This is a genomic window from Testudinibacter sp. 'clade 2' (genome assembly GCF_006227735.1).
Classification (GTDB): Bacteria; Pseudomonadota; Gammaproteobacteria; order Enterobacterales; family Pasteurellaceae; genus Chelonobacter.
Genome location: NZ_VDHB01000137.1, coordinates 1 through 12,075 on the forward strand (window position 1 = coordinate 1; position 12,075 = coordinate 12,075).

The 12,075-nt window shown below is 46.5% G+C and carries 10 protein-coding genes and 1 other annotated feature; of the genes, 6 read left to right on the plus strand and 4 right to left on the minus strand.

Going from position 1 to position 12,075, the window contains the following annotated elements; translation table 11 throughout:
- Positions 1-247: 247 nt before the first annotated feature.
- A protein-coding gene (locus tag FHQ30_RS10455) for an IS3 family transposase (RefSeq protein WP_139612043.1) occupies positions 248-1,455 on the plus strand; the annotation gives its coding sequence in 2 pieces (ribosomal slippage) (positions 248-521 and positions 521-1,455; 1,209 coding nt in all).
- Positions 517-633: a sequence feature (AL1L pseudoknot), on the plus strand. (Overlaps the previous gene by 117 nt.)
- Position 1,456: 1 nt before the next feature.
- On the opposite strand, the gene FHQ30_RS10460 is transcribed toward FHQ30_RS10455, so the two are convergent.
- From FHQ30_RS10460 to FHQ30_RS10475, 4 genes are all read right to left on the minus strand, one after another.
- Positions 1,457-3,355, minus strand: coding sequence for an HsdM family class I SAM-dependent methyltransferase (locus FHQ30_RS10460; RefSeq protein WP_139612044.1), 1,899 nt, complete (start codon positions 3,353-3,355; stop codon positions 1,457-1,459).
- Positions 3,356-3,526: 171 nt separating this feature from the next.
- Positions 3,527-4,390, minus strand: a complete 864-nt coding sequence (locus FHQ30_RS10465; RefSeq protein WP_139612045.1) for a LysR family transcriptional regulator — start codon at positions 4,388-4,390, stop codon at positions 3,527-3,529.
- A 32-nt stretch (positions 4,391-4,422) separates the two neighbouring features.
- Positions 4,423-5,655 carry an ATP-binding protein gene (locus FHQ30_RS10470; protein WP_139612046.1) on the minus strand — a complete coding sequence of 411 codons (1,233 nt, stop codon included), beginning with the start codon at positions 5,653-5,655 and terminating at the stop codon, positions 4,423-4,425.
- Between the two features lie 344 nt (positions 5,656-5,999).
- Positions 6,000-6,863 carry an AraC family transcriptional regulator gene (locus tag FHQ30_RS10475; protein ID WP_139612047.1) on the minus strand — a complete coding sequence of 288 codons (864 nt, stop codon included), beginning with the start codon at positions 6,861-6,863 and terminating at the stop codon, positions 6,000-6,002.
- Between the two features lie 220 nt (positions 6,864-7,083).
- Here FHQ30_RS10475 and FHQ30_RS10480 point away from each other — a divergent pair, with 220 nt between their 5' ends.
- The 5 genes from FHQ30_RS10480 to yghU all read left to right on the plus strand — a co-directional run bounded on the left by FHQ30_RS10480 (position 7,084) and on the right by yghU (position 12,030).
- Entirely contained in the window at positions 7,084-8,241 is a 1,158-nt protein-coding gene (locus FHQ30_RS10480; protein ID WP_139612048.1) for a hypothetical protein, read from the plus strand.
- Between the two features lie 210 nt (positions 8,242-8,451).
- Positions 8,452-9,585, plus strand: a complete 1,134-nt coding sequence (locus FHQ30_RS10485) for an NADH-dependent flavin oxidoreductase (protein WP_267963862.1) — start codon at positions 8,452-8,454, stop codon at positions 9,583-9,585.
- Between the two features lie 108 nt (positions 9,586-9,693).
- On the plus strand, positions 9,694-10,722 hold the full coding sequence (locus FHQ30_RS10490) for a zinc-dependent alcohol dehydrogenase family protein (protein ID WP_139612049.1): 1,029 nt from the start codon (positions 9,694-9,696) through the stop codon (positions 10,720-10,722).
- A gap of 73 nt (positions 10,723-10,795) precedes the next feature.
- A complete protein-coding gene (locus FHQ30_RS10495) occupies positions 10,796-11,200 on the plus strand; it encodes a GFA family protein (protein WP_139612050.1) in 405 nt (134 codons plus the stop codon).
- Positions 11,201-11,244: 44 nt separating this feature from the next.
- Positions 11,245-12,030, plus strand: coding sequence for a glutathione-dependent disulfide-bond oxidoreductase (yghU, locus tag FHQ30_RS10500; protein WP_139612051.1), 786 nt, complete (start codon positions 11,245-11,247; stop codon positions 12,028-12,030).
- The last annotated feature ends 45 nt before the right edge of the window (positions 12,031-12,075 follow it).

The window sequence follows — 12,075 nt, forward strand, 5'->3', positions numbered from 1 at the left end:
GCTGTGCTGTGCTGTGCTGCTTCCAGTGTGTTGGTTGTTTGGACAATTGGCAACATTATTTTTTGAGCATTTAGTCTATCGTTATTTAATGAGTAACCATGACTAAATTTATCTCTTTGTGCAGTAATACTTCTTGCTATAAATAGTAATGCGTACTTATTGATTTCTATCTTAGGCATTAATGCGGTAACGTGCGTTGAACCGCCCCGAGATTCCGGGAGACACAACTTTCTGAGAGAATCTCACCATGAAAAGCAAATATTCACCCGAAGTCAAACAACGAGCCATTCGTCTGCTGCAAGAACAACGCAGCGAATACCCGACCCAATGGGCAGCCATTGTCGCCATCGCCGCCAAAATAGGCTGCTCAGCCGAAACCCTGCGCAGCTGGGTTAAGCGGCATGAAGCCGATATGGCGGATAACGGCCAAGCCGTTAACGATGCCCGGCGCATCAAACAGCTGGAAAAAGAGAATAAAGAATTACAGCGTGCCAATGAAATCCTGCGATTGGCCGCCGCTTTTTTTGCCCGGGCGGAACTCGACCGCAAACCGAAGTAATGGTCGACTTCATCAACCACCACAAAGCCGCTTACGGGGTCGAGTCAATCTGCCGCATCCTGCCGATTGCCCCGTCAAGCTACTATCGCCATCGGCAGCAATCCCAACATCCGCAGCAGCGCAGCCAACGCTGCCTGAAAGATGAACGGCTACTCATCCTTATCCGCAACATCTGGCAGCAGAGCCGCCAAATCTACGGTGCACGTAAAGTCTGGCAGGCTTTGTTGCGCAACAAGCACCGCGTTGCCCGCTGTACAGTCGAACGCCTGATGCGCAGGCATCAAATGCAGGGTGTGTGGCGGGGCAAAGGCAAACGCACCACCATTGCTGATCCCAAACTACAACGGGCAAGTGATTTGGTGAAACGCCGGTTCAGCGCTGAGAAACCCGATCAGCTATGGGTGGCCGATTTCACCTACGTTGCCACCCATCAAGGCTTTGTCTATACCGCTTTTGTGATTGATGTCTTTGCCCGGCGCATTGTCGGTTGGAAGGTGTCAAAGCGGATGGACACCGAGATGGTGATGGATGCATTAGAGCAGGCTTTGCATGCCCGGCGCCCGAAAGGGGTCATCCACCACAGCGACCGGGGCAGCCAGTATCTGTCGATACGTTACACCGCGCGGCTGCGCCAGGCACAGGTAAAGGCTTCGGTGGGCACCACGGGTGACTCTTACGACAATGCACTGGCCGAAACGATCAACGGCCTTTACAAAACGGAAGTGATCCACCACCAACGGCCTTGGCGGGGGCTGGCGGATGTGGAGTGGGCAACGTTAGAATGGGTGGATTGGTTTAACCACCACCGTTTACTGGAGCCGATCGGCTATGTGCCGCCGGCTGAGTATGAAATGGCGTATTATCGCCAACTGGAGGAGTCGGCCAAAGCGGCTTGACTCAAGATAAACGGTCTCCTATAAAAGCGGGGCGGTTCATATTTACTTCAAAGGTGAGATAATCGGCGATGGTTTTTTCAAAATCGGCTTCGCTTGGAATTTCATCATTAAAATAATAAAACGAATGCAGCCATTCATCTTCGGCTTCAATGGTGGTATTTACACAAAATTTGGTCTCGGCTTGGCTGCGGCCAAACCATACATCTAGCAAATGGCTTTTTTTATCTTTGGCGGATTCAGTTTCTACCAAGCCACGGTGCTTTTGTACTTCAAAGCCGTCGTTTTCAAAATTGATGAATTTCACCAGCTTGTCTTTATCATGTGGCACGCCTGCGGTAAAGACAGCGATACAGGGATTTGTACCTACGCCGTAGAAAGTGCTTTTGTTAAGCGTTATTACGCCTTCTAAAGAGTGCTTTTTAAGAATATTATTTTTTATCGCCTGCTCTTCTTTGGTTTTGCCTGTCATGGATGATTGCGGCACAATCACAATGGCTTTGCCGTCTTCTACAAGTGTGCCCAGCAAATGCTCGGTAAAGGCGATTTCGTATAAATTTGGATTAGCTTTTGAGCCTTGCGAATAAGGCGGGTTCATCATGCCGACATTACAACTTAAGGTCTGTAATTTGGCAGGATTTTGTTTCAAGAAATCTTCTTGTTCCAAATTGCTTTTACCGTCGCCACGCAAAATCATGTTGGTAGTGGCGATGGTAAACATATAAGGCTGCAATTCCATGCCGTGCAGTTGGTTTTTACGAATATTGCGTTTTTGGGTTTCGCTGTCGGCTTGTTGCAGCATATGGTGCATGGCTGCAATCAAAAAGCCAGCTGTGCCGCAGCAAGGGTCAAATACGCTGTCGTCAGGCGACAAGTCCGCCAAATCACAAAACAATTCAACAATGTGCTTGGGCGTTAAAACAATGCCGAGCGTTTGTCCGTCTCCGCCTGAATAAGACATAAATTCGCCATAAAACCGTCCTAAATAATCTTCTGCCGATTGGGTATATTTAATATTTTTGTAGATGTGTTCGTAGAGAAATTCGGTGTAATGTTTAATGGGGGTTTTGCCCAAAGTGCGGTTGATTTCGTTGATTGCCTTGGTGTCTTTAATCACCAAAAATTGGCTTAATAGTTTATCTTTTTTAACCTGTGGCGAGACTTTGGCACGGTTCAAGTTGTCTTCAATCGCTGCATAGATTTTTTCGCCGTCGGTTTTGGTAGTGTCACCTGTGAGATTGTCAATAGAGAAATTTTTGTGTTCCATTTCTCGCAAGGCAAGCAAAATGCCTGAAACAATCAGTGGCTTGTCTTTGTCTTGAATGCTGCCGTAGTTACGTAAATCTTCGTGCAGGGATTTAGCATCGCTTAGAATTTCAGCGGTGGTTTTTTCTTCTGGTGTGTCTTCTTTTAGAATATTTTTGATGTAATACTCTTCAATGTTTTTGTCGCTGAACAGGGTAAAGGTTTCTACATCATCAAGCTGCTTGTATTGCCCACGTTCATCTACAAAGAGCGGTGTAATTCGGTGGCGTTTTTCATCGCCTGATACGCCAATGGCAATGATTTTTTTGTAGCTGGTGTTGGCGGCCAAATGAATACCATAATGCAATGCCCCATTCACGGCAAAATCACGTACGCTTGCGGCATTGTCACAAATGAGTTCTTTATCGTTTAATTTGAGATGATTGGCCGTGTCGGCTTTGTCTTCAATCACAATCAAAAAATCTTGAACCACGCCGCAATATTCAGGGCGGCCGATGTTGCCTGTTTTGGACTTGGAAGCTGTTTTGAGTGCGGTATCAATCTCAACAATATCACTGCCTTGGGCGGATAAATTCAGCCCTGCGATTTTGAGTAAGTCATAAACCCACAAGTCGGTTTTGGTTTCGTTTCTTGCCATGATTGCCCCTGCACAATATATCGTTTTTATCTAAAAATCGTCAATTATATCACTGATCTATCTTTATAGCTTGTGGCTTTTACTGTATGAATTTGTAGAGAGAAATAAATACGCCGCCTGAACCCCCTTCACTTGTTCAAAAAAGCAAGGTGCTGTTTCAGACGGCCTATTTCATTGCCTCAACCACCCCACACAAAATTCCACATACGCCCGCACGATTGCCGATGGTTGGCGGTGGGCGGCGTAAATCAAGTGCAGCGGATAACCGGGTTCGGGATAATCGGGCAACACCTGCACCAGCTCGCCGCTTGCCAGATAAGGTCTTGCCGCCAAATCAGAAAATTCACCAATCGCCATGCCCGCCAAGGCGTAATGCAACAGGGCGCGGCTGTCGTTGCTGGCAAACAGAAATTCCGGTTTGAATTTATAGGCACCGATTTGACGTGTGTTGCGGCTGCCATCGGTGTTCGCCCAGCCCACCAATGCAAAACGCGGCAAATCCGCAGGGGTTTTGGGCGTACCGTGTTGGGTGATGAATTCGGGGCTTGCCGCCCAAATACGGCGAACCTCGCCAATCGGCTTGGCAATCACATCATCGGTGTGCAATTCGCCCAATCGCAACGCCACACCGATGCCGTCTTCAAACAAATCCACCACCCGCTCGCCCGCATGGCAAAACAGCTGTATATCAGGATATTGCCGTTGGAAGTCAATCAGCAAATCCCACCACCAGTCAAACGCAGGCGGCAGCGACAGCCGCAATTTGCCCTGCAATTTATGCTCCGATTGCACCGCACTTTGAGCTTGCTGCAACAGCTCGATGCCGACCTGCACCTGTTTGAAAAATTCCTGCCCCTTGGCGGTGAGCTTCACCCCCAGCTTGGAACGCTCCAGCAGCTGCACCGCCAAATCCCGCTCCAGCTCGTTCATCTTGCGGCTTAGGGTGGAAATCGGCACGCCGGTTTTTTCACTCGCCGCCGACAAACTGCCCGCCTGCACGATACTGGTAAATAATTTGGTGGCGTTGTAGTCCATGGTGGTTTCTCCTGTTTATCTTTTATCAACATTTAGCCTGCATTCATCACGCTACCTTCTTCAAACAACCACCCCAAAAACGCCCTCAAACTCAAACAAAGCACGCCGTCATAACTATTGCCGTCAAAATCATCCATCGTCACCACAAATTTCGGATAGTTATCTTGGATTTTGAGTAAGTTGCCGAATTCCCGCTCAAGCGTTTTTTCTTCGTTGATGGAGAGTGCGGCTTGCACATAAATCCGTTCGCCGTTTTTTTCGGCGACGAAATCAATTTCTTGGCTATTCAAACCGCCGATTTTGACTTCATAGCCGGCAATTTGTAGATGGTTAAAAATGGCATTTTCCAAGAGTTTGCCACGGTCTTGCGCACGATAGCCGATTAAGGCATTGCGGATACCGAGATCTTCAAAATAATATTTTTCGCCGATTTCAAAAATTCGTTTTCCTTCAATATCATAACGTGGCACTTTGTGAATAACAAAGGCATTGGCAAGATATTGGGCATAGTTTTGCACTTGGGCGACAGAGGTTGAAATCCGCTGTGATTTGAGAAAATCGCTGATTTTTTTGGCGGAAAACAAACTGCCGATATTGCTGGCCAAAAACTGGGTAAGCTGTTCTAAAAACTGCGTATTTCGCAGGGCGTAGCGGTTGGCGATATCACGAATGGCGATGGTGGAATAAATGTTACGCAGGTATTCAAATACGATATTGTCTTGCAACGGCAAGTCTTTCAAATAAGGTAAACCGCCGTATTTCAAAAACAGCGAGAGGGCTTTATCGCTGTCTTCCAACTGCATAAACTGCAAAAACTCAAAATAAGACAAGGCGTGTACATGGATTTCCACCGCCCGCCCGCTCAGCGCCCCGGCAATATCACGGGAAAGCAAGTGGGCATTGCTGCCCGTGCAGTATAAATCCAGCTCGTCATCCAGCAGCAAGGAACGCAAAGCCATCTCAAAGCCGTCAATTTCTTGGATTTCATCAATAAAAACCGCATTTTTTCGACCGCTCTTTTTCTCGCTTTGAACGTATGCGTTCAGCTCTTCGGCGGTTTTGATGTGGCTGAAAGCAAGGTCTTCTTTATTGATGTAGATGATGTGCGCATTTTCGTCAAGCGTTTTGATTTCCTGCATAATCTGAAACAGCAGATAGCTTTTACCGACCCGCCGCTGCCCTGTGAAGACTTTAATCAGCTTTTTGTCAATAAATGGGCGAACCTTGTCCAAATACCGTTTGCGGTAAACCAGATCTCGCTGCATAAAACCACCCTTTGTTTTCGTTATAGATGATTATTGTACATAAAATTTAAAAAGTTTCAATTATAACTAAAACTTTTTAAAAAAATCAGGGTAGGGTAAAGTATACATTCTATTTTCGGGATAGCTACGGAATTCTCAAGATAATGCGGACGCTTCGCAATGGAAAACGGTTGGCTTATCTTTCCAAATTTGGCAAATAGATTTCTATTTTTGCGTATTCTATTCTGAATTTCAACGGATAATGCCATAAAAAAGTATTCAGGCTGCCTGAACATTATCACCTAATCAGTTCAATCATCTTAACAATCTCATCAAACGAATTGTGTTTGGCAAAAATATTGCATTCAAATTTTTATACGCCGTCTTTTTTTTGGATTAACGCCGAAATAACGAAAGTACTCTCGGCTAAACTGGGACGGACTGGCGTAGCCGACTTGATAGGCAATTGTGGCGATGTTCCATTTTTTCAAACCAATCAACTCCCGTGCTTTTTGCAATCTTAGATTTTTATGGTATTGCAAGGGGCTGATAGAGGTAATCTCGCGAAAATGACGAAAGAAGCTCGAATGGCTTAATCCCACTTGATCCGCCACTTCCTCCATGTTGAGCGGTTCGGTCAAGTTTTCTTGAATTAAGCGAATGGCGTGATTGATTTGGGGCAGATAAGGTAAATGCTTATGGATATGGCGACGCAGTTCTGCCCCTTGCGGACTGGTCAACAGATGATAGTAAATCTCCTTGCGAATCAGTGGCAGCAACACGGATTTCCCTTGCGGATGATGAAGCAGTTGAAACAAACGGGTGAGCGGTTCAATCAATGCAGACGGCATCGGTGCTGGCAGTGGTTCGGCAGTATCAGGCAATTCTATTTCTGGAATCTCCCTCAGTATTTGCCCGATTTCCTGATTATTCAATGCAAAAGCAAACGAAATATACGGCTTATCCTTATCCGCATGTTGAACATGGGTAACAACGGGCACTTTGGTAGGGTACAGCATGAAATCACCCGCACTCATCGTCAGCACTTGTTTACCGACATGCAGTGTTTTCTTGCCTTGCAAACAAAAATACAACCCGGAATTTTGACTGTAGGTTAAATCTTTTAATGGAGAGATTGCCTGATAAATAAACACGCCCGACAAGCTGGTTTCAATGGGGTGATTGACTGGCAAATGAGGCTTAAGCAAATGAATCAGCGGTTCAAACATGAGATTTTCCAATGCTTTAATCAAGGCTTACTTTACTTAATTTGAGCGGATTAGGCAAGTTTTTGACGGCAATGGGCAAGTTTTTATTCAAGATTTTTATATAATAAATTTGCCTTGCCGCATGAATTGGTTAGGCGCTTTTATGCCGTCAAGGTGCATTGCCTGTATTTGATGCTGGCTAAAATACAATCAATTTTATCTTTACAAAAGGTGAAGTCTTATGCAAAACAATCATGAGTTCAAAGAAATAGAAGATTACAACGAAAAGTACAAGTCAATCGAGCATTCTCATACCGATGTGACGCTTGAAGATGAAAAAACGCATATAGAATCTTTGTCCAAGCCTTCTAGCCAAACAGACCTTTGGGAGGAGACTGCGTTGGGTGTGGTTGCTGAATCTGGTGATTACGACATCCTTTTGTGGTCGGCAGGCTATATTCTTTCAGGCAATGGCGAAGGCATTTGGGGCGATGGTTTGACAGCGGAACGAGAAATACAGCTGATTGTTATCCCCCGTTCACAGCGCGGCACCATGAAGAACAATGATTTTGTCAAAGCGGGCTGGACACCGAGCGAGCGCCTCTCTTATGAACAACTCAAGGTAATGGCCGAGCAAGACAAAGTGACTTGGGACTTTAACGGATTGCGTTTTGTCGCCAAGCCACCTGAGTGGGCGTTGCAAGGCAAAGCTGGCGGAGCAGAATTTGACCTTCATTATAAGCAAATCGGTACACCGCTTTGGAACTGGGGTGCTTTTAAAGACGCACACAAAAGCGACCGCGCTGGTTATGATGCGTTTGTGAGCGTTGATGGACGTATTGATACGGGCAGCCAACAGCTTGAATTCAAAAACGGCTATGGTGTCAGAGAACATATTATTACCGGGCAATCGAACGACCCCATCAAAAATCTGCCTGCTCCCAATTGGATGTGGTGGCTTTATACCATCGTGAATGACGTTAAGATTAACTTTTTCCAAGTCAAAGATGGCTTTCAATTGGGGTTCGTCAAATATGATGAAGACAAACAAATCAATATCTCTTCGCAAGACCATCATATCGCATTCGACATTACCGAAAAATGGGAAGACCCTCGCACTGGCATGAATTTACCCGTGAAATGGCATCTGAAAATGAACGCAGAAGGTGTTGAAGTTGATGTTGCCATCGCCGCCCACGGCAGAGCATACAGCCATTGGCCAACGGCTCACGGTACACGCATGTATTGTTATTTGTTATCAACAATGACCGGGATGGTTAAATTGCCTGACGGCAGAACGGTTGAGTTGGACAATCATTTAACGGTTAATTCTTTTTGCAAAACGATTCTGACCGCTTCCGAAACCAGCAATGGCGCTGTCGCACAAAAACCTGTGTGATGCACCAACTATGCCCTGGTTTGGGAGCATGTGATTTTAGCAGGGATAACAAGGCCGTCTGAAACTTGGCACGCAAAGTGCGGTTTCAGACGGCATTTCTTTTAATTTATCCTTCCAAATTTGGCAAATATGTTTCTATATTTGTGTATTTTATTCTAAATTTAAATCAGTAAAATAAGCACCAATTCACCATTTAAGAGAGAAAACACCATGCTGGATTTGCAAACCACTGTGCGCACACACCAAGCTGCTCGTGCCTTAATGACGGAAAAATTAACCTTTAAAAGAGGATTGACCTTAAAAAACAGAACCGTGATGTCGCCCATGGTGACGTGTATGTCCTTTCACAATGGTGTGGTAACCAGCGATGAGATGAATTATTTTGCACTGCGATCAGGCGAAGTGGGTGCGGTGATTGTGGGCGCGACCTATGTTGATGAAGGCGGCATGGGGCCTTGGGAAGGGTTAAACGGCATTTCAGATGACAATCACATAGAAGAATTGGCAAAATTAGCCAAAGCCATCCAAGTCAATGGCACAAAAGCCATTATCCAAATCTATCACGGCGGCAGAATCACTTCGACTGCCCGATTAAGAGGCGTGCAACCCGTTGCGCCAAGTGCGGTGAAATCAGAAAGACCGGGTGCGGAAACACCAAGAGAGCTGAGCGAAGCAGAAATTTTAGCCATTATCGAAGACTTCAAAAAAGCCACTGCCAGAGCCATAGCCGCAGGGTTTGACGGCGTAGAACTGCACGGGGCAAACACCCTGTTGATACAGCAGTTTTTCTCACCGCACTCAAACAGAAGAGCCGACCAATGGGGCGGCAGCCGGGAAAAAAGATTTAGCTTTATCGACAAATTGGTCGATGGCGTGACCGGTGTGGTTGATGATTCGGACAAAAAAGGCTTTGTCGTCGGCTACCGACTTTCACCGGAAGAATATGAAACGCCGGGCATCAGACTGGAGGACACCCTGTATTTAGTCGATAAATTGGCGGATAAACCGTTGGATTATCTGCATTTGTCATTGTCAAGATACAATGCGGTGGCCAGAATGAGTGGTGATTATCAAGAAAAATCCATGACCCAGTATATCCACGAAAAAATAGCGGGCAGAGTGCCATTAATCACCGTGGGCGGAATCGTGAATCAAGCGACAGTGGATGAGGCACTGGAAAATGCAGAAATGGTCGCCATCGGCAAAGCATTAATTACCGATCCACACTGGGTCAGCAAAGTGATGGAAGATAGGGAAGATGAGATTGTCACCACCCTTTCTCATGAAACCAAAGATGAGCTTTATATCAAAAATCCGTTGTATCGGCTGTTGGTGGGGTACTAAAGTGCGTTTCATCTTCCCAAATTTGGCAAATATGTTTCTATTTTTGCTTGTTCTATTCTAAATATAAGCTGATTAAAATAGCGATTATTCATCAATGAGGAGTTAAAAATGAACCAAACCATGAAAGCGGTCCGTCTCACCCAAAACGGCAATAAATTGCAATTAACCCAAACCCAGCAAGCCATTCCTACACTGGGCAAAAATGACGTGCTGATTAAAGTCAAAGCAGCCTCGCTAAACTTTCGTGACCATGCGGCTTTAAGCGGCAATTATCCGGGCGTGGTCAATTCGGTGGTGCCATTGTCAGATGGCGCTGGCGAAGTGGTGGCGGTGGGCGAAAAAGTGACTCGTGTCACCGTTGGCTCCCGGGTGTCGGCAAACTGCTGGGCAACTTGGGTGGATGGTACGGTGTTAAAGCCTGAATATTATGTCGCCAGTATTGGTTTTAATATGGACGGCTGGCTGGCGGAATACATCGTGTTGCCTGAAATGTCGCTGGTGGCGCTGCCTGATTATTTGAGCTATGCACAGGCGGCTGCCTTGCCGTGTGGTGCGGTTACGGCCTGGAATGCCATCCATCAACACGGCAGATTAACCGCAGGTCAAACCGTGTTGGTACAAGGTGCGGGTGGGGTGTCGGTGTTTGCCTTGCAATTGGCCAAATTAAGCGGGGCAAGGGTGTTGGCGATTGCCAGCCGTGATGATGACGACAAAGCCCAACTGTTAAAAGATTTGGGGGCGGAAACAGTGGTTGCGTACGGCAAAAACCCTGACTGGGATAAAGAAATCTTGGCATTAACCAATGGCTTGGGCGTGGATAAAGTTGTGGAAGTGGCAGGCGAAAAAACCATTAACAAATCGGTTGCCAGTACCAAAGCTGGCGGCAATGTGGCCTTGGTGGGCTTTGCCAGCGGTACGGGCGGTGGCGTATCGCCGCTCGAAATCATGACCCGCGGCATTCAATTGGGGGCAACCACGATGGGCTCCCGCAGTGATTTTGAAGCCATGTTATCCGCAATGGCAAGCGCAGAAATGCAACCTGTGATTGATGGCGTATTTGCCTTTGACGACTACCAACAAGCCTATGACCGCCTGCAAAGTGGCAATGTAACAGGCAAAGTGGTGATTGAGATTTAATACTTATTGGCATGTGCACCGATTCTTCAGGCAGCCTGAAAATGCGATTTTAGAATTCGTTTAGGAATAACCTATGAAAGCCCAATGTTTGTGCGGTGCGGTATCGCTAGAAGTGGAGCACAATCAACACGTTTATTGCTGTCATTGCGAAAGATGCCGAACTTGGGCGAGTGGTGCGCATTTTGCCGTAGAGGCCATTGTTACGCCCAAAATCACAGGCAACCAATACATTAGCCGATATCAATCATCGGATTCGCTTGAACGTTGTTTTTGCAAACAATGTGGCACACACGTGTTTAGCTATATTATCCCCAGCGACCGTTACACGATTAACGCAGGCTTATTTAAGGAAAATCAAAATTTTCATTTAAGTATGCAATATTTTACCGATTTACAAGCCCCTTATTACCATTTGTCTGATGATAGCCCGAGCATGACAGCAGCTGAATTTTTGGCACAGTCTAGTCGTAAGGATTAAGCCATTTTCAGGCAGCCTGAAAATTCAAACATAGGAACATCACCATGAGCTACACCTTGCCCAAAATTTGGACACACCCCAACAACACCGACAATCCGTTTTTTAACGCCGAGCGTATGGTGGCCGGGGCAAGATTTGAGCAAAAACTGCCTGTGGGCGACAAGCCCTTGCAACTTTACAGCTTAGGCACGCCGTCTGGTCTTCGGGTGCATATGGTGCTGGAAGAATTGGCGGAATCTGGGGTTGCTGATGCCGAATACGATGCGTTTGCCATCGACATTGGGCGGGGCGAGCAATACGGTTCGGATTTTGTGGCGCTTAATCCCAATGCCAAGATCCCTGCGTTGGTGGACTATTCCGCCAATCCGCCGGTGAAATTGTTTGAATTCGATGCGATTTTGCAGTATTTGGCGGAGAAACATGGGCAGTTTATTCCAGCAAGCCCCCAAAAACGTGCCGAATGTATGAGTTGGCTGTTTTGGCAAGCGGGTTCTTCGCCTTATGTGGGCGGCGGATTCGGGCATTTTTTCGCCTTTGCCCCTGAGCCTTTTGAATATCCGATTAACTATTTTACCCTTGAAGTGAAACGCCAATTAAGCGTGTTGGATAAACATTTAGCGGATAAAGCCTATCTGTGCGGCGATGGCTACACGATTGCAGATATGGCAACGTGGACGTGGTATGGGCGTTTGGCGTTAGGGCTGGTGTATGGCTCGGGCGAATTTTTGCAGGTAGCCGATTATCCGCATGTGCAGCGTTGGGCAAAAAATATCGCCGCCCGCCCTGCGGTGCAGCGGGCGATGAATTTGCGGTTGCAGGCGATTGGCTAAATTTGCTAAAAAATAACCGCACTTTATAATCAATGCCGTCTGAAA

What these genes read in the sequence shown, in the direction of transcription:
- FHQ30_RS10485 (WP_267963862.1), top strand. Translation starts at nt 8,452, where the DNA reads ATGCTGGATTTGCAAACCACTGTGCGCACACACCAAGCTGCTCGTGCC.
- FHQ30_RS10490 (WP_139612049.1), top strand. Translation starts at nt 9,694, where the DNA reads ATGAACCAAACCATGAAAGCGGTCCGTCTCACCCAAAACGGCAATAAA.
- FHQ30_RS10470 (WP_139612046.1), bottom strand. Translation starts at nt 5,655, where the DNA reads ATGCAGCGAGATCTGGTTTACCGCAAACGGTATTTGGACAAGGTTCGC.
- FHQ30_RS10495 (WP_139612050.1), top strand. Translation starts at nt 10,796, where the DNA reads ATGAAAGCCCAATGTTTGTGCGGTGCGGTATCGCTAGAAGTGGAGCAC.
- FHQ30_RS10460 (WP_139612044.1), bottom strand. Translation starts at nt 3,355, where the DNA reads ATGGCAAGAAACGAAACCAAAACCGACTTGTGGGTTTATGACTTACTC.
- yghU (WP_139612051.1), top strand. Translation starts at nt 11,245, where the DNA reads ATGAGCTACACCTTGCCCAAAATTTGGACACACCCCAACAACACCGAC.
- FHQ30_RS10480 (WP_139612048.1), top strand. Translation starts at nt 7,084, where the DNA reads ATGCAAAACAATCATGAGTTCAAAGAAATAGAAGATTACAACGAAAAG.
- FHQ30_RS10475 (WP_139612047.1), bottom strand. Translation starts at nt 6,863, where the DNA reads ATGTTTGAACCGCTGATTCATTTGCTTAAGCCTCATTTGCCAGTCAAT.
- FHQ30_RS10465 (WP_139612045.1), bottom strand. Translation starts at nt 4,390, where the DNA reads ATGGACTACAACGCCACCAAATTATTTACCAGTATCGTGCAGGCGGGC.